We start from the raw sequence: 18,641 nt of genomic DNA, 5'->3' as shown, positions 1-18,641 counted from the left end.
ATAATTCTCAAAATTACATTTTGTCAATCAAAAAAGGAGTGATTTTCCATGAACATCACTGCCCAGAATCAGCAGACGAGAGGAAGGAATTCATACACCTTTGATGAGTTTTTGGATCGGCGCAGTAACCTGGATTGGTATAAGGATGATCCTTTTTTGCAAAAAGCCCTAAAAAAATTTGCAGGCCCTCACTATGAACAGATACATCATGAGCTGCTGAATTTTTCTCCGGCCGTTTCGTCCCAATGGAACCTCCTTGCCGAGAGGGCAGCAAGACCCGAAGTTCGCCCATATATGCTGCACTATGACGCTTTCAACCATCGGATTGACCGCGTCGTCCGGCCCATGGAAACCCTGCAGCTTGAAAAAGAAGTGTTCGGCGAAGGCCTTTTTTCGAGCAGCATGCAGGCCTGGGAAAGCTTTGCGAAGCGCGTGCTTATTCATCAGCTTGGAGAAGCTGGCGTTACCTGCCCGCTGACATGCACGATGGGATTAATGGCGCTCCTTGAACAATATCCTAATGAAGATCATCCGGAGCTCCAGGAAATCTTGCAGCATACGAAAGAAGGAAGAAATGGGGATTTTGCAATCGGAGCCCAATTCATGACCGAGATCCAGGGTGGCTCCGATTTACCGGCCAATGTGTTGGAAGCCGTGCCGGATGGCAAAAACTATCGCTTATACGGGAATAAATTTTTTTGTTCGGTAGCCCATGCGGACTACTCTGTTGTCACGGCGAAGATTTCCGGTACCGACACCGTTTCGACGTTTATTGTGCCATCGTGGCTGCCAGGGGATAAAGAAAAGGAAAAGCGCAATGGCTATGAAATCAATCGAATCAAATGGAAAATGGGAACGGCGGAGCTGCCGACAGGAGAAATTCAGTATGACGGGGCACAGGCTTATCAGGTCGGTCCTGCTGGAAAAGGAGTCGCAGTTGCCGTTGGAATTGTCCTGACTTTATCACGCCTTGAAATTGGCATTGCCTGCGCGGCTTTCATGCTGCGTGCTGCCCGGGAAGCAAACCTTTATGGCGATTTCCGCACTGTTTTTGGAAAAAAGGTAAAAGATTATCCGCTATCAGCCAGAACCTTAAAGCGGATTGAAAACGCCGCACAGCGCACGACAGCAGGCGCTTTTAAAATCTATGGCCTATTCCTGCGTCTGGATCAGCCTCTAAACGCGGGCATTCCAGTCGATCAGCCGCTTGAACTGCGAAAGCAGCTCTTTAATTTGAGAGAGCTTATTCTCATGCAAAAAATCTGTACGACGAGCGAAGGGGCGGAGGTTCTGCGGAATGCCATCTCCGTCTTTGGCGGCCATGGGGTCATGGAGGAATTCTCCTCACTGCCGCGAATTTTCCGCGATGTCGTTGTCAATGAGCAGTGGGAAGGTCCGCGCAATTTACTACTGACCCAAATCTACCGCGATATTCAGAGAGTTGCAGATTGGTATCCGCCGGCAGATTTCGTGGAGAACGTGCTGGCAGGTGCATCTAAGGAAACGATGAATCGATTCGCCGAGCAGCTGACAGACCTGCTTCAGCGTCCGGTATGCGGGGACGTCAGTGACGCATCGCTTGAAGCTGCTGAAGAATGGGATACGTTCTGCGATTCCTTTTTCAAAGCGTATCAGACGATCGCACTGGAGGAAATTTGACGCCTCCGTACGCGCTCTTTGCGCAGCAAATAGACGAAGTAGGGAGCGCCGATGGTCACAGCCCGGGTCGGCGAATCGCTGCACTCGGGAGGCGGTGCCCGGCAAGCGACGGACGAAATCATTAAGTATATCTCGCAGGTAAAAGTAGGGTAAGACGCTGGAAGGAAGGGGGACTGCACTTATGCGCAAAGGAGCTTCTCGGTTGTTATCCGGGAAGCAATAATACTTCATCCCCCTAATAGTTCGCCATCCGAATGATCGTCATGTTGACGATCATTTTTTTGCGCACAACGAAGGAGGAAGCTTGCCCGCATCAAAATTATCTATTTACAAACCGACGGTCGGTATGATAAAGTGATGACATAACAAACCGTCGGTCGGTTTTATATTGCTGCTAATCGCTGAGAGCATGACCCGTTCCCTGCGATAAAGGGTACTACAAAGCTTCACGGTCCTGGTTCCCTAAAGAGAAACCTAACCCTAACTTAACCCGATAAAGGAGTCATCTTCGATGTCAAAAAGCGCATATGTCATTTTCACCTTGCTGATCAACGGTCTGGTGCCCTGGGGCCTGTACGTCTGGCTGTCCGATTATGTAAGCAGCCTTGCCGCTCTTTCCATCGCGACGCTTGTCCCGCTGGTCGATAACGTCGTCCATCTGGCGAAGCACCGCAAGCTCGACGCTTTCGGTTCGCTCATGCTGTTCACCTTCCTGCTGACCATAGCGCTCGTCCTGCTCGGCGGCGACGAGAAAATATTGCTCGTCAGGGAATCCCTTGTTACGGCGGCCGTCGGTCTGGCCTTCCTCGTGTCGCTGTTTTTCAACCGCCCGCTCATGTATTATTTGGCGCTCCGTTTTGTTGCCAATAATCGGTTTCCGGAGAACTGGCGCCATTCGTACTTCCGTTTCGTGATGAGACTGATGACCTTGGTATGGGGAATCATGCTGACGATGGAAGCCGCGATTCGGGTGTATATGGTCTACCACCTTTCCACCGAGAGATACTTGGCGCTGTCGAACTTCGTGCTCTACGGCTTCATTGGCGCCGCCGTGCTATGGACGGTTGCTTTCCGACGGCGTTCTTCTGCGAAACTCGCCCAAATCAAGCAAAGCGTCGCGCAGGGGGTATGAGCATGAGCATGGATATCGACCAATTGACCGCGGATGATCTTAAAAGCTTGCTGACATTATACAAAGAGGTTACGGCTCATCTGAACCAAAACGGCGTGCACCAATGGGACTGGCTTTATCCGAACCGTTTTGTGATCGGGGCTGATGTGAAACGGGGAACGGCGTTCGGCGTCCGCGAAGGAGAACGCGTCGTAGGAGCGGTCGTTGTGGATCGCCGCCAGAGCGGGAACTACAACGAGCTGTCTTGGACGGACCAGACCGGCGATCCGGCTTGCATTCACCGGCTCGCGGTGCATCCGGCTTTTCAAGGGCACGGAATCGGGAAAAGGCTGCTGCAGTTTGCTGAGCAGCAAGCGCGGACTGAAGGCTGCACGAGTATCCGGCTCGACGTATTTACCGGTAATCCGGGCGCTGTCGGAATGTACCGGAAAGCCGGGTATGCAGATGTCGGGGCGATCCGGTTTCCCATGCGCAAGGAGCCGTACCTTTGCTTCGAGAAGCAACTGTTCCCCTAAAAGTTCAGTAGTCCGGACGAAAAGGGAAAAGGAATCCGTAAAATATTCCGTATGTTTTTACGGATTTTCGCAGTATAATAAGTAAATAAGTTACTGGCAAAGGAGAATGATCGGATGGATACGTCTATGTTTAAGCCAACATTCCATGTTGACCAGTTGATTTCTTCTTCGGAAGCGTCAAAGAAATTCGGCGAAGTGCGGAAAAAAGCCAAATCTTTGCCTCAGTATATTACGGAAAACGGGAATGTAGATACGGTCATCCTTAGTTATGAACTGTTTGAGTCTATGTTCCAGCGCCTGAATCAACTGGAACAGCAAGAGCTCCAGCGCGAGGGGACTCTTAGTCATGATCCGGAAGCAACTGAATCGGATGAAAACATTCATGCAGCGATGCGCCAAGCGCAGGCTAGTCTGGCTATCGAAGGGCTTGTTGTGCCAGAAGATGGTCAGGAATTAGTCCGTAAGCAGCTAAGGGGGGAGATTTCTCAAGCTGATTTCTTGAAGGCGGCTCTTGAGATCGCGACCCGTGAATGATTTCGTTCAATCCAAATATTGTTACCCCGGCACCGATGTGTTGATTAATTATGCAGGAATTCGTGACGAAGAGCAGCTGAAGGTTTTCGAAAGCATTGTGACCGCTAACCGGTTAGCCCAGTTGATTCTAACGCCAACCTTAGGCAATTTTGACTTGACGCATTTAAAAAGCATCCATCATCATATTTTCCAAGATGTGTATCCGTTTGCCGGTAAGCTCCGGACGGAAGATATTGTGAAAGATACTTTCCGGTTTGCGCCTATGCAGTTCTTGGAATCGTCTGCGACTGACTTGTTCCGCGACCTTGCCAAGGAGAAATTCCTAAAAGACTTACCGATGGCGGACTTTGCAAAGCGCGCGAGTCATTATATGGCAGAGATCAATGTCCTGCATCCGTTCCGGGAAGGGAACGGCCGGCCGTGTACAGAGGGAATTTATCCGTCAGCTCGCTGTGAATGCCGGTTATCAGCTGGACTGGTCGAGGGTGGACAAGTCTTTGGTTATGCAAGCTTCCATTCGCTCCAAGGTAGATACGCAGGACCTCTCCGATGTCATAGGGCATTGCCTGGACAAGATGAACTAATTATTATATAAGGTTAAAAATTAGTACGGTGAAGTAATCGAAAATATGCCGATGTTAAAGGGACAGGCCGCCATGCTTTGGTTGGCCTTTTTTCCATTTCTGGATTGAGGGGCAACAAATTCATTTATATGGTTTATATTCAATATTAGGTATTTATGGCAAATAAATTCCAAGCATGCTACAATGAAATCGACATCGGAGAACATGGAGGTAATGAAGACAGGGAGGATGAGGAATGAGCGCAACGCCTTCTGGAACGTTTCCGCTGACGCAAGCGCAGAAGCGGATCTGGTTCATGCAAAAGATGCATCCCGATTCCGGTTTCATGAACTTTGGACTGTCCGTAAAATTTTTAACGCACGTTTCTCCCGAGTTGCTGAAGAAAGCCGTCGCCCAATTTATTTTGGAAAACGACTCCATCCGGCTCTCGATCACATCTTCAGCTTTGGACGATCCCGGCATGCCCCGACAGTATATTAGCCCGGAAGATCTTCCCGATATCCCGCTGCTTGATTTCCACGACGAGCAGGCGCCCGAACAGGCGGCACGCCTGTGGATCGATGCTGCGACCAGACAGCCTTACCCGCTTGAAGCTTCCCGGCTCTATGATTTTGCTCTCCTTCGCCTTTCCGACACCGAATCATGGTTGTATCTTAAATGCCATCATATCCTTGGAGACGGTACCGCCCTTGTGCAGGCCGGGGCCGACATTGTAGACCTTTATTTGTGCTTGGCCCGAGGGCAGGCACGGGATTTTCAAAAAAAGCCTTCCTATCTCGAAGCGATCGACCGGGAGCACGAGTACCTGGAAGCGGATCGGTATGCGAAGGACCGCCAATATTGGGACGAAAAGTTTCGGACGCTGCCGGAACCGGTTTCTTTGGCCCGGACCGGGAATCCGACGGGAAGCCTGGAAAGCGACCGCTGCGGGTTCTTGATCGACGGGAGCAGGAGGGAGCGCGTCGATGCTTTCTGCCGAGAATCCGGCGTCACGCCTTCGGCTTTCTTTCTTGCCGTCTTCTACGCCTATTTGTACCGGATGACAGGCCAAAGAGACATTGTGCTCGCCAGTATAACCGGGAATCGGACGAGCCCCCGGGATAAACATACCTTCGGCATGTTCGCGGGTATAGCTGCTTTTCGCTACGAAGTCAATCCGCAGCATGCTTTTACATCTCATTGCCAAACCCTTGCCAAAGAATACATGCGCATGCTGCGCCACCAGAAATACCCCTACAACCAGCTCGTGGCCCGAACGAGAGAGCGTCATCCGGACGCAGGGCCGTTGTTTCATATCGGGACGGAGTTTCAAGTGATGAATTTTCATAAGGAGGACGAGATCCGCGTTGCGAGTGAAATTCATTTTAGCGGCTCGATCTCGGATGAGTTGCATTTTCACGTTAAGGATCATACGGATTCGGGCACGTACCGGCTCGATTTCGAATACCGGCGGGCGCTGTTCGGCGAAGACGAAATCGCTGCGCATGGCGAGCGGTACATAAATCTGCTGGACGATGCGCTGTCCCATCCGGAGCGCGCCGTGGCAGACCTGCGCCTTCTATCGGAAGCCGAGGCCGGGCAGATTTTGATCGATTTCAACCGGACGGAGCGGGATTTTGAACCGCAGTGTACGTTTGCCGAGTTATTCGCAGGGCAGGTACGGCGGACGCCCAATGCGGTCGCCGTCGAGTTCGGGGACGAACGCCTGACGTATCGTGAGCTGGAGCAATGGACGCGCCGGATGGCGCACGGCTTGCGGAGCAAGGGCGTGGCGGCGGAAAGCGTCGTCGCGGTGATGCTGCCCAAGGGGCCGGAGCTTATCGCTGCGATGATCGCGGTTCTCCGTGCAGGCGGAGCGTATTTGCCGATTGATCCGGATTATCCGGCGGAACGTATCGCTTATATGCTGAACGATTCGCAGGCTCAATTCCTTATGACGAGGGAGGAGATCGGACAAACCGTCGCAGGCGGGACATGGCAGGTCATTCCTGTTGAGCCGAAGGATGCGCAGGGAGGTGCGGTAGAAGCGCTTAAGGACGTGTGTTGGCCTTTCCCCGGGGAGGGCGATCTCGCTTATATCATCTATACCTCCGGCTCCACCGGGCAGCCGAAGGGGGTCATGATCGAGCACCGGGGACTTGCCAACCTCATTCATGCGTTGAAGGAGAGACTGGGTCTGTCCGGCCGCACGAGGATTTTGCAGTTTTCGTCGTGCAGCTTCGACGCCTCGGTCGCGGAAATTTTCCCCGTGCTGTGCAGCGGGGGAACGCTTGTGGCAGACACCCGCGAGGCGATGCTCCCAGGCAAGCCGCTGGTCGAGCTTATCAGCCAAAAGGCCGTCAATCTGCTCATTTCCCCGGCATCCGTACTCGCTGTGCTGTCGGAAGTCCCGGGCAGCGCCGGCACCTTGCGGACATTGGAGACGGTGGTCTCGGGAGGCGAGCCTTGTCCTGCCGAGGTCGCTGCCGTGTGGAGCGTCAACCGGCGCTTTATCAACGCTTATGGCCCGACGGAAGCCACGGTATGGGTGACCGACAGAACCGTCGACGGCAGCAAGCTGCCGCCGGATATTGGCCGGCCCATTGCCAATAAGAAGGTATACCTGCTTGACGAGAACCGGAAGCCGGTCCCGGTTGGCGTTATCGGCGAAATGTATATCGGCGGAACGGGATTGGCCCGCGGGTATTGGAACCGTCCCGGGCTGACGGCCGAGCGGTTCGTGGAGGTAGAGCTTGGCCAGCCTGTGGCGGGAGCGGTCCGCTTGTACCGGACGGGAGACTTGGCCCGCTATTTGCCGGACGGAAGTCTGGAATATGTCGGGCGAGCGGACCATCAGGTGAAAATTCGCGGCCACCGCATCGAGCTGGAGGAGATCGAAAACGTGCTCGGCCTGCACCCGGGAATCCGGCAAGCCGTGGTTGTCGTGCATGATGACGGAAGTGGAAAGAGGCTGGTTGCTTTTGCGATCCCGGCTTCGGGCGGGACGGACAAGCTGCAGACGGCGGAATTGCGCGCCTATTTGCAGGAACGGCTTCCCGCGTTTATGGTGCCGCATTTCGTCCGCGTGGTCGACCGGCTGCCGCTGACGCCGAGCGGCAAAGCGGACCGGGCGGCTTTAAGCAAGCTCGCCCTCGAAGAGCCGTCCGCGATGGAAAGCGCAGCTCCGCTTAATCCGGCGGAAGAGGTGCTGACGCGGATCTGGAAAGAGGCGCTCGGCTTGTCGCGGGTCGGCGTTCAGGATCACTTTTTCGACTTGGGCGGGGATTCCTTCCGGCTGCTGCGTGTGCATCAGAGCGTCAGGGACGCGCTGGATGATTCCGTAACCGTCGTCGACTTGTTTCGGTTCCCCACGATCCGAGCGCTGGCTGCTCATTTGAACCGGAGCTGGGGGACAGCAGGGCAGGAAGAAGTGGCCGGAAGCGGCGGCAGAAGCACAAGTGCGTACCGCATGGCGTTCCAGCGGAAGGAAGAAATGGAAAGGCAGAAACGGCTTAGAACGCAGAGGAGGTAACAGAGCTTATGGAAGCGATTGCAAAAGGCGAGGAACTACGGGGAATTGCGATTATCAGTATGGCGGGACGGTTTCCGGGAGCTGGGGATTTGGAGCAATTTTGGGCCAACCTGCGTGACGGGCGGGAATCGATTACCTCCTTCAAGGAGCCGGAGAAGAACCGGGTGCATGCCGCAGGGATTCTGGAGGAAGCGGCCGACTTCGATGCCGTCTTCTTCGGGATGACGCCGCGGGAAGCGGAAATGACGGACCCGCAGCACCGGTTGTTTCTGGAATGCGCCTACGAGGCCTTGGAGTCGGCGGGATATCCTCCGACGAGGTGCCCCGAGCGGGTCGGGGTCTATGCGGGCAGCGGCCAGTCGGATTATCTCCAGCATGTCCTCAGCCATGACGAGCTTGTGGAATCGTTCGGACCGTTCCAGATCGGCATCGGCAACCACCCGGATTTTCTCGCCACCCGCGTCTCGTACAAATTGAACCTGAGCGGCCCGAGCGTCGCGGTGCAAACGGCCTGCTCCAGCTCCTTGGTGGCCGTTCACATGGCTTGTCAGTCGTTGCTCACATATGAGTGCGATATGGCGATCGCCGGAGGCGTGTCGGTCAAAGCGGACCAAACGGCGGGCTTCGATTACCAGGAAGGGGGCATTTTGTCGCCGGATGGGCGCTGTCGCGCGTTCGACGCCAAATCTCAGGGCACGGTGGTCGGGAACGGGGCCGGGGCCGTCTTGTTGAAGCGGCTGGATGAAGCGGTGTCGGACGGGGATACGATTCTGGCCGTGATCCGCGGTTCGGCGGTCAATAACGACGGGGCGCAGAAGGTCGGGTATACCGCTCCGAGCGTGACGCGGCAAGCCGAGGTCGTGAGGGAAGCGCTGGCCGTCTCGGAGATCGACCCGACGACGATGACGTATATCGAGGCTCACGGCACCGGCACTGCGCTGGGCGATCCCGTCGAAGTGGCCGCCTTGACGGAGGCTTACCGTGAGGCTACGAGCCGGAGGCAATACTGCGCCATCGGATCGGTCAAAACGAACATCGGCCATCTCGACAGCGCTGCCGGTATTGCCGGACTGATCAAGACGGTGCTGTGCCTGCAAAATAAAATGCTGCCGCCGAGTCTGCACTATACGGAGCCGAATCCGAAAATCGATTTTGCGAGCAGTCCTTTCTATGTGAACGACCGGCTCAGGGAGTGGAAAACGGATGGGCATCCCCGCAGGGCCGGGATAAGCTCGTTCGGCATGGGCGGCACGAATGCGCATGTCGTGCTGGAGGAAGCGCCCTTAGTGAAAGCGGCACGGCATCCGGAGGCCGGGGCTGGGGCCGCCAAGACGGAATCGGAGATCGGGGCTGGGACCGGGATTGATTGGAACGTTATCGTCTTGTCTGCCAAAACGACTGCGGCCTTGCGCCGGAAGACGGAGCGGTTGATCGGCTATTTGCAAACGAACCGGGACGTTCCCTTATCCGATGTGGCGTATACGCTTGCCGCAGGCAGAGAAACGTTCGCCCGGCGGCTCGCGGTGGTCGGCCGGGATCGTGGGACGGTCGCGGACGAATTAAAAGCGAAGCTCGTGGACCTGTCGCCGTCCGGCCGGGGCGTTCAAGAGCCTGAGGGCGGCGGAGAAACGCCGATGAGCGTGACCTTTATGTTTACCGGGCAGGGGGCACAGCACATCTATATGGGCGCCGAGCTGTACGAATCCGCGCCCGTGTATCGAGAGCAGGTGGACCGATGTGCCGAGCGGCTGCAGTCGCTTCTCGGTCTGGATCTGCGCAATGTGCTGTATCCGCCTCCGTCCCAAGCGGAGGAAGCGGCATCACGCCTGCGCCAAACCGCTCTGACGCAGCCTGCGCTGTTCGTCCTCGAATATGCTTTGGCCAAGCAGTTGGAGGCTTGGGGCGTTCGCCCGCAGGCGATGATCGGGCACAGCATCGGCGAGTATGTGGCCGCTTGCTTGGCGGGAGTCATGACCGTGGACGATGCCTTGACCGCCGTCGCCGCACGCGGGAGTCTGATGCAGGAGATGGATCGAGGGGCGATGCTGGCGATCGCACTGTCCGAAGCGGAAGTGCGGGAGCTGCTGGCTACTGCGTCCCCGGAGCTGTCCGTGGCCGCCGTGAACGGTCCGATGTCCTGCGTGGTGTCGGGACCCTTCGAGGCGATCGAACGGCTGGAGCAGGCGCTCGGCCGCAGGAACGCCGTATCGAAGCGGCTCGTGACCTCGCACGCTTACCATTCGGCGATGATGGAGCCGATGCTCGAACGTTTCGCCGGGGTGATGCGGGGGATTGCGCTGCACGCGCCGCAGCTTCCGTACGTCTCGAATGTGACGGGAACGTGGATTACGGCCGGGCAAGCGACGGACCCGATGTATTGGGTCCGGCATTTGCGGGACACCGTCCGCTTCGCAGACGGAATCCGCCTGCTGTCGGAATCGGGACGAACGGCTTTTTTGGAGATCGGCCCGGGGCAGTCTTTGACCTCGCTGGTCCGGCAGCAAACTGCCTGGAACGCGACGCTCGGGGCGCCAGCGGTCAACGCGTTGCCTCCGGCGACAGCGGGCAAATCCGCGTATGCCAGCGTTCTTCAGGCACTGGGCGAGCTGTGGTCCGCCGGCGCGGACATCGATTGCGCCGCCTGGCATGAAGGAAAAATGCACCGGCGTGTGCTTTTGCCGACGTATCCGTTCGAGCGCTACCGCTACTATTTGGAGAAGAAAGTTCGCGTCGCCCCCGCTGCTTCTGCCGATGCGGCCGCAGCCGCCGGACAGGAGCGCCGGGCGGACATGGCCGACTGGTTCTACACTCCGGTATGGAAACAAACGTTCCTGCCTCCGCAGCCTCCGGCTTCCGGGGACGCAGCGCCGCACAAGCGGACGTATCTGCTGTTCCACGACCGGTATGGGCTGGCCGAGGCCTTGAGCGAGGGCTTGAAAAGCGAGGGGCACGATGTCGTCGTCGTGCTCGAAGGCGGCGGATTCAGGCAAGTGGAGGAGGACGTCTTTACGATCCATCCCGCACAAGGCCGGTCCTATGAGGAGCTGCTGCATGCTTTGGCGGCACAAAAGCGCTTCCCGGATACCGTCGTCCACCTCTGGAACGTCGTCGAACCAGAATCGGAGGGGGAGGATGTCCCTGTCCCCATTGCACAGCGTTACGCCTGGTCGCAGCAGCTTGGGCTCTACAGCTTGATGCATTTGGCCCAAGCGATCGGCATGCAGGCGGCGGCGAAGCGGACGGACCTGATCGTGCTCACCGGCAGCCTGCAATGGGTCGCTCACGAGCAGGTGCGCAGCCCGGAGCGGGCGACCTTGTTCGGGGCGCTGCGGGTCATTCCGCAAGAGTACGCGCAGATACGGGCTCGCACCGTCGACGTGAGCCTGGCCGATCTTGCTTCGGCTTCCTCCGGGCGCTTGATCCGGCAGCTGCTTCAGGAGATCGAGTATGGGGGAGGGGACTTTGTCGTTGCGTACCGGGGGATGCAGCGCTTCACGCAAATCTACGAACCGGTGAAGCTGCCGGAAGCCGACCCAGCGGATGCTGCTTTCCGCGACGGAGGCGTGTACCTGGTGACGGGAGCCACGAGCGAAATCGGCTTGCAGCTATGCGAGGAAATTGCCCGGACGGCGAAGGTTTCTTTCGTACTGATCGGGGATGCGTCGTTCCCGGCCGCCCGCGAGTGGGAGCATTACTTGCTGCATAACGAGGAATCGGACGATACGGCCGGGATCATCAAGCGCATCCGCGCACTGGAGCAAAACGGGACGCCTCTGCTCCACGCCAGCGCGGATCTGACGGATGAAGCCGGGCTGCGGGACATTGTGCGGCAAGCGGAGCAGCGGTTCGGCATGATTCACGGCGTGCTGTTCGCTCAGGAGCCGTACGGCTCGGGTTTGATCCAGTTGGGCGACCGGGAACGGTCCGAACGGGTCATCGCGCCTCAGGCACTCGGGCTGCTCGCCTTGGAATCGCTGCTTCGTTCCCATCCGCTGGAGCTGATGGTCGTGTTCTCGCGCACGATCTCGTTCACCGGCGGCGTCGGACTGATGGATCAGTGCGCGTCCCATCATTTTGTCGATGCGTTCGCCAAGTGGCATGCGGCCGCCGGAGGCCGGACCGTCGCCGTGAACTGGGGCATGTGGCAGGACGACGTCTGGGTCCGGAAGCAGACGGAGCTCCCGGCAGATATCAAGGAGCATATGCTGCAGATGCAGGCGACATTCGGCATTACCGGAGCGGAAGGGCTGGAGGCGATCCGGCGCATCGCGGCCAGCGGTCTGTCCCAAGCCGTCGTGTCCACGCAAAGCATTCACGATGCAGCGGGCAATGGATGGCTGCACGCAGCAGGCCAAGGCGCTGCTTCTGATAGTCGGCAAGGCAGGGCGGACGCAGGGTATCAGGCCGGGGATTGGGTTCAAGAGCCGCCGCAAACCGAGGCGGAGCACAAGATCGCGGCCATCTGGGAGACGCTGTTCGGGATTCCCGGCATCGGTAGACGGCAGAGCTTTTTTGATCTGGGCGGCAATTCGCTGCTCTCGATCCAGCTTGTCGCCCGGCTGCGCCAAGCGTTTCACGGCGATATCCCGATGGATGTTATTTTCCAGTCGCCGACAATTGCCGAGCTGGCCGAGTCGATTGCACAGACGCAGGTCAAGCCGGAGGAGCTGGACGAAATCGAACGTTTGCTCAGCGAAATCGAAAATATGCCTCAGGACGAGCTGATGCAGCTATTAAGCCGCGAGGGGTAAGGAGATGAGGAAATGAGCGGCATTCACGAGCGGTTGGCGGCGCTGTCGCCCGAGCAGCGGGCGCTACTGGAGCGGCGTCTCAAGCAGCAGGGGATCGCGGCGGCGGATCTGGCAAGCGCGAAGCCCGGGCGGGGACAGGCTGCGGCGGAAGCGGCTTTTGTTCCGAAGCGCAGGCGCAGCGGGGCGGCCATGGATTTCAGTCTGTTTTTCTTCTCTGGGGATGGCTCGACCATGGACCGCCATAAATACGGGCTGCTGATGGAATGCGCAGCATTTGCGGACCGGCACGGGCTCAAGGCGGTGTGGACGCCGGAGCGGCATTTTGAGGAGTTCGGCGGGCTGTACCCGAATCCGTCAGTGCTCAGCGCGGCGCTGGCGGCGGTCACGGAGCGGGTCGAGCTGCGGGCGGGGAGCGTGGTGCTCCCGCTGCACCACCCGGTCCGGTTCGTCGAGGAATGGTCGGTCGTGGACAACCTATCGGACGGGCGCGTGTCGGTCGCTTTTGCCACGGGCTGGCATCCTGCCGATTTTATCCTCGCGCCGGTGCAGGACCCGGACTATTATATCCGTCGCAAGGAAGAGCTGTTCAAATCGATCGAACAGGTTCGGGCTCTATGGAGTGGGGAGGCGGTTCCTTTTACCGACGCCCGCGGGGAGGTGCACCGAATCAAGACGCTGCCCCGGCCGATCCAAAGCAAGTTGAACCTGTGGATCGCCACGAACGGGAACGAGGAGACGTACCGTCAGGCCGCCGAGATCGGGGCGGGCATCCTGACCGGCATTCTCGGGAACGGCTTTGCCGAGCTGGAGGGCAAAATCGAGCGGTATCGCGAAGCGCTGCTCCGGCATGGCTACGATCCGCAGACGAAGAAGGTCGCGGTCATGCTCCATACCTGCTTGGGGCAGGACGACGAAGCGGTCCGGGCGAAGGTGGAGCGGCCGCTGAAAGAGTATCTCAAGACTTTTTTAAGCCAACAAAGGCAAATTCTCGCTGACTACGACGGCATGACCGACGCGGACTTCGAGGCGATCGTGTCCCGCGCCTTCGATAAGTACTACCGTGAAAGCTCCCTGCTCGGAACGCCGGACAAGTGCGCGATGCTGGTGGAGACGCTCCGCGACATCGGCGTCGGGGAGATCGCCTGTTTGATCGATTTTGGCGTGGACCGGGAGACGGTGATGGAAAGCTTGGTATTATTATCCGAATTGCAGCGGAAATTCGCCTTTGACAAGGAGCTGATCCCATGAAGAATCTGACCGACCGTATCCAATCGCTGACGCCGGAGCAGCGGGCGCTGTTCGAAAAACGGCTCAAGCAAAAAAACTTGAATGCGCAGCAGCTAAGCCCGAATCCGGCGGCCGCAGCGATCCCCCGGCGAAACCATACGGGCTCGAGCCCGCTCTCCTTCGATCAGGAGCGGCTTTGGTTCTTTAACCGGATGCACCCTGAGTCGCATGCGTACAACGTGTACGGGGCCGCCCGTTTGAGAGGAAAGCTGCATCATGGGGCGCTGGAGTACGGCATCAACGAAATCGTCAAGCGCCACGAGGCTTGGCGGACCGTATTCGGGCGTGTCGATCCCGTGCAGACCGTGCTGCCCGAGCTCCGCGTCAGCGTTCCCGTCGTGGACCTGCGGGATATTCCCGAGGAAGAACGGGAAGCCACCGCTCAGCAGCTCATGCGCGAAGAGGTCCAGCAATTGTTCGATCTGGAAAAAGGGCCGCTTATCCGCTTCAAGCTGTTTACGCTGTCGGATACGGAGTCGACGCTCGTCTTGACCATCCATCACATTGTCATCGACCGGCTCACTTTTTCGATCTTTTTCGAAGAGCTGATGGCGCATTACAAGGCGGCGCTTGCAGGCGTCCCGGCCGAGCTTCCGGAGCTGCCGATCCAGTACGCGGATTATGCCGAATGGCAGCGGAATTATTTGCAGGGCGAAACCCGGGAGAAGCTGCTCGACTTCTGGAAGGAGCAGCTGAAGGATTGCGACTATGTCCTCGACATCCATACGGACTTCCCTCGTCCGCCCGCAATAACTTACCGGGGAGCGCGCGTCTTCCTTCGGTCGCCGAAGGAGATTTTGGACGGGCTGAAGGCGATTGCCAAGCGGGAAAACGCTTCGACCTTCATGATCGTGATGGCGGCGTTCAAGGCGCTGCTCTACCGGTACACCGGGCAAGCCGACATTCTGGTCGGGACTCCGCTCGCTAACCGCAACCGGATCGAGATGGAAAAAGTGATGGGGTATTTCCTGACCATGGGCACGCTGCGTTCGCATATGTCGGGGGAGATGAGCTTTATCGACCTGCTGCGGCAGGTGCGCGATACCGCCAGGGAGGTCTACAAGCATCAGGAGCTGCCGGTCGGTTTGCTGCTGGACGAGCTGCGGGTTCCGATCGATCCGAGCCGCAATCCGTTAGTGCAGGCGGTATTCGTGTATGTGGACGTGCCGGAGGAAAAGTTCGCGCTCCCCGAGCTGGAAGCGGATATTCAGATGATCGACGGGGAGACGGCAAAATACGATGTCACCATCGGCTTAACCGAGACGGAAGACGGACTGGATGGCTTTCTCGAATATTCCCCGGATCTGTTCTGCCGGGAGACATTCGAGCGCATGAGCCTGCATTGGGAAGCCCTGCTGCAGAGCATCGTGCGCAATCCGCAGCAATCCATTCACGAGCTGGCGATGCTGTCGGACGAAGAGCGGCATCAGCTCATTGCCGAATGGAACGAGACGGCGCAGCCGTTCCCGGACGATTCGTGCATTCATCATCTGTTCGAGAGACAGGCCGAGCTGACGCCGGATGATCCGGCCGTCGTGTACGGCGGCCAGTCCATGACGTACCGGGAGCTGAACCGGCGCGCGAATCAGGTCGCCCATGCTTTGCGGAAGCGGGGAGTCGGCCGGGAGACAGTCGTTGGCTTGATGATGGAGCGGTCGTTCGAAACGATTGTGGGCCTGCTCGGCATTCTAAAAGCGGGGGGTGCATACGTCGCCATCGATCCAGCTTATCCGGCCGAGCGGGTTCGCACCATGATCGACGATTCGGGGATCGAAGTTCTGCTGATTCAGCCGAAGCTGGCGGATGCGGAGTCGGTCTCGGCGGTGCGGCACAAGCTCGTGCTTGACGGCGCTTGGCAATCGGTTGCGGAGGAGAGCCCGGACAATCCGCGCGTCGAAGTGGGCGCGGGCCATCTGGCGTACGTGATGTATACGTCGGGATCGACGGGCAAGCCGAACGCGGTCGCGATCGAGCACCGCAGCGTGTGCAATGCGGTCGAAGCGGCTATCGGGCTGTTCGGCTTGACCAGAGGCAGCCGGATGCTACAATATGCGTCGACGACGTTCGATGCGTCGGTCTTGGAGATTTTTGCGACGCTCGCCTCGGGTGCGGCGCTCTGTCTCGTCAGTCCGGAAGCGACGGCGGGAGGCGAGGCGCTGCACCGGTTTCTGGAGGAGCAGCGGATTACGGCGATGCTGCTGACGCCGTCCGTCTTGTCTACGCTCACCCCGGAGCGGCTGCCCGATTCGCTGCGTACCGTAGGAACGGGCGGGGAAGCGTGCTCGCTCGACATCCGCGCGTGGCTGTCGGATTCCAGACGTTTGCTGAACCTGTACGGCCCGACGGAGGCGACGATTTTTGCGACAGCTCACGAATTCAACTCGGACAGTCCGTCCGCTTGCATCGGGCATCCCGTCGCCAACACGCAAGTTTATATTTTGGACGAAAGCTTGCAGCCTGTGCCGGTCGGCGTACGCGGGGAAATGTACATCAGCGGAGCGGGCTTGGCCCGGGGCTACCGCAACAATCCGGAGCTGACCGCCGAGCGGTTCGTGGATCATCCGTTTCGGTCGGGCGAGGTCATGTACCGGACGGGGGATTATGGCTGCCGGCTGCCGGACGGAAGCATCGAGTACCTCGGGCGGCGCGACGATCAAGTGAAGCTGAACGGCATCCGCATCGAAACGGGAGAGATCGAAGCCGCACTGAACGGGCATCCGGCGGTCAAAGAAGCCGCCGTACTGGTCCGGCAGCTCGCGTCCGCCTCCGCATCCGGCAAAGCCCTCTGCGCCTATTACGTCGCGGATCGGGAATTGGATACCGCGGAGCTGCGCGCGCTGCTGTTGGACCGGCTGCCCGCTTACATGGTCCCGGCTCATTACGTGAGGCTGGACGCTTTTCCGCTGACGTCCAGCGGCAAATTAGACCGCAAGCGGCTTCCGGAGCCTGCGGCTGCCAGCGGCCCGGCAGCGGAGTTCATTTCCCCGGAAGGCGGGCTGGAAGAGCTGATGGCTTCCGTATGGCAGGAGGTGCTGGGAGGAGAAGCAGTCGGACGAGAAGATAACTTTTTCCATCTCGGAGGAGATTCCATCAAGGCGATCCAGATCGCATCGCGATTGTATCGCAGAGGCTGGGACCTAGAGATGAAGAAGATCTTTTTGACTCCGGTGCTGAAGGAGCTCAGCCTCGATCTCAAGCCAGCCGACGGGCAGGTGCAGATCTCGCAGGACGCCGTGGAAGGACCGATAACGGATACGCCGATCGTCCGGTGGTTTTTTGATCGCGACTTTGCTTCTTCGGCCCATTGGAATTTGGCGGTTATGCTACACTCGGAGACCGCTTTGGACGAAACCGCCTTGAAGCGGGCGCTTGAAAAGCTGGCCGAGCATCATGACGTGCTGCGGTCCGTGGTGAGGGATGAAGGGGGCCGTAAGCTGCTGTATAACCGGGGGCCGGCGGAGCAGTCGCCGATCGGTTTCGAGGCCGTGGCTTTGGACGGCGGCGATTCGATGGAATCGGCCGTTCTGGCGCACGCCAATCGGCTGCACGAGAGCATTGATCTGGCGAACGGTCCCTTGATGAAGAGCGCCTTGTTCCGGACGCCGCAGGGCGATCATTTGCTGCTCGTCGCTCACCACTTGGTGATGGATTGGGTGTCGTGGCGAATTGTGCTGGAAGATTTGGAAGCAGCTTACGAACAGGCGTTGACCCACGAGGGCGATATCGTCATGCCGCCCAAAACGCATTCGTTCCAAGTCTGGGCGGAGGCCGTGCAGCAGTACGCCCGGAGCGGCGAAGTGCTGCGCGAGGCCGATTATTGGGCGGCCGTCGAGAGTACGCCGTGCGTACCCGTGCCAAGGGATTTCGAGGCCCCGGACAACCGGGTGAAGGACGAGGCTCAAGCGATGATCACGCTGCCTACGGAAGAAACGGAGCGGCTGCTGAAGCAGGTCCACCGCGCTTACAATACGGAAATCAACGATATTTTGCTGACCGCCTTGGGCCTCACGTTGAAGGAATGGATGAATACGAACCGGATCGTGATCCAACTGGAAGGACACGGCCGGGAGGACGTCGTCAAGGCTATGAACATCACTCGCACGGTCGGCTGGTTTACGTCGCAGTTTCCGGTCGTTCTGCCGATGGAGCACACGGACGATTTAGGTTACCAGATCAAGTCGGTCAAGGAGCATTTGCGGCAGCTGCCGAATCACGGGATCGGCTATGGCCTGTTGAAATATATTACGCCCCCGGAAAGCGTGCCGGGCTTGACGTCCACGCAGCAGCCGGACATCTGCTTCAACTACCTAGGCCAGATCGATACCGATCTGCACAAGCGGTGGTTCGGCCCGTCGCCCTGGCCGGTCGGCCGTCTGACAAGCTCGGAAGCCGAGCGAACGGCTTCGCTCTTCATCACGGGCTATGTGCAGGACCGGCGTCTTCACTTCACGATAGACTACAACCACACGCATCACCGTCACGGCACGATCGCCGCTTTGCTGGACAAGTTCCGAGGCCGCCTGCTGGACCTCATCCGCCACTGCGGGGAACAAACCGCTGCCGAAGCCACGCCCAGCGACTTGGGCTACAACCGGCTGACGCTGCAAGAGCTGGATCAGCTGTACGATCTGGTCGATACGATCGAGTAGCCTTTCCGGCTGCGGCGCA

The 18,641-nt window shown here is 58.4% G+C and carries 9 protein-coding genes; all 9 read left to right on the top strand.

The genetic code is table 11. The features are described 5' to 3' along the window. Positions 1-48: 48 nt before the first annotated feature. On the top strand, positions 49-1,659 hold the full coding sequence (locus ET33_RS21890; RefSeq protein ID WP_036686599.1) for an acyl-CoA dehydrogenase family protein: 1,611 nt from the start codon (positions 49-51) through the stop codon (positions 1,657-1,659). A 511-nt stretch (positions 1,660-2,170) separates the two neighbouring features. Then, positions 2,171-2,791 (top strand): VC0807 family protein, encoded by a 621-nt coding sequence (locus ET33_RS21885; protein ID WP_036686596.1) that lies wholly within the window; start codon positions 2,171-2,173, stop codon positions 2,789-2,791. A 2-nt stretch (positions 2,792-2,793) separates the two neighbouring features. Beyond that, entirely contained in the window at positions 2,794-3,306 is a 513-nt protein-coding gene (locus ET33_RS21880; protein WP_235206784.1) for a GNAT family N-acetyltransferase, read from the top strand. A 114-nt stretch (positions 3,307-3,420) separates the two neighbouring features. Further along, positions 3,421-3,840 carry a type II toxin-antitoxin system Phd/YefM family antitoxin gene (locus ET33_RS36580; protein WP_051775503.1) on the top strand — a complete coding sequence of 140 codons (420 nt, stop codon included), beginning with the start codon at positions 3,421-3,423 and terminating at the stop codon, positions 3,838-3,840. Continuing rightward, a complete protein-coding gene (locus tag ET33_RS21870; RefSeq protein WP_051775502.1) occupies positions 3,833-4,435 on the top strand; it encodes a Fic/DOC family protein in 603 nt (200 codons plus the stop codon). The genes ET33_RS36580 and ET33_RS21870 overlap by 8 nt, the downstream gene beginning before the upstream one ends. Positions 4,436-4,659: 224 nt before the next feature. After that, entirely contained in the window at positions 4,660-7,935 is a 3,276-nt protein-coding gene (locus tag ET33_RS21865; RefSeq protein WP_036686594.1) for a non-ribosomal peptide synthetase, read from the top strand. 8 nt (positions 7,936-7,943) lie between these two features. After that, positions 7,944-12,686, top strand: coding sequence for a type I polyketide synthase (locus ET33_RS21860; protein WP_036686590.1), 4,743 nt, complete (start codon positions 7,944-7,946; stop codon positions 12,684-12,686). 12 nt (positions 12,687-12,698) lie between these two features. Next, the gene (locus ET33_RS21855) at positions 12,699-13,934 is read left to right on the top strand and encodes a MupA/Atu3671 family FMN-dependent luciferase-like monooxygenase (protein ID WP_036686587.1); all 1,236 of its coding nucleotides are present in this window, start codon (positions 12,699-12,701) and stop codon (positions 13,932-13,934) included. Further along, positions 13,931-18,622 (top strand): non-ribosomal peptide synthetase, encoded by a 4,692-nt coding sequence (locus ET33_RS21850; protein ID WP_036686584.1) that lies wholly within the window; start codon positions 13,931-13,933, stop codon positions 18,620-18,622. Before ET33_RS21855 ends, ET33_RS21850 begins: the two co-directional genes overlap by 4 nt. Positions 18,623-18,641: the final 19 nt, after the last annotated feature.

It is taken from the genome of Paenibacillus tyrphae (assembly GCF_000722545.1).
Lineage (GTDB): Bacteria > Bacillota > Bacilli > Paenibacillales > NBRC-103111 > Paenibacillus_G > Paenibacillus_G tyrfis.
Note: the sequence above shows the minus strand (reverse complement) of the source record. Positions and strands in the feature narration are given on the sequence as shown.

Excerpts from the sequence above, each read along its gene's own strand:
- ET33_RS21890 (WP_036686599.1), top strand. The coding sequence starts at position 49 with ATGAACATCACTGCCCAGAATCAGCAGACGAGAGGAAGGAATTCATAC.
- ET33_RS21885 (WP_036686596.1), top strand. The coding sequence starts at position 2,171 with ATGTCAAAAAGCGCATATGTCATTTTCACCTTGCTGATCAACGGTCTG.
- ET33_RS21880 (WP_235206784.1), top strand. The coding sequence starts at position 2,794 with ATGAGCATGGATATCGACCAATTGACCGCGGATGATCTTAAAAGCTTG.
- ET33_RS36580 (WP_051775503.1), top strand. The coding sequence starts at position 3,421 with ATGGATACGTCTATGTTTAAGCCAACATTCCATGTTGACCAGTTGATT.
- ET33_RS21865 (WP_036686594.1), top strand. The coding sequence starts at position 4,660 with ATGAGCGCAACGCCTTCTGGAACGTTTCCGCTGACGCAAGCGCAGAAG.
- ET33_RS21860 (WP_036686590.1), top strand. The coding sequence starts at position 7,944 with ATGGAAGCGATTGCAAAAGGCGAGGAACTACGGGGAATTGCGATTATC.
- ET33_RS21855 (WP_036686587.1), top strand. The coding sequence starts at position 12,699 with ATGAGCGGCATTCACGAGCGGTTGGCGGCGCTGTCGCCCGAGCAGCGG.
- ET33_RS21850 (WP_036686584.1), top strand. The coding sequence starts at position 13,931 with ATGAAGAATCTGACCGACCGTATCCAATCGCTGACGCCGGAGCAGCGG.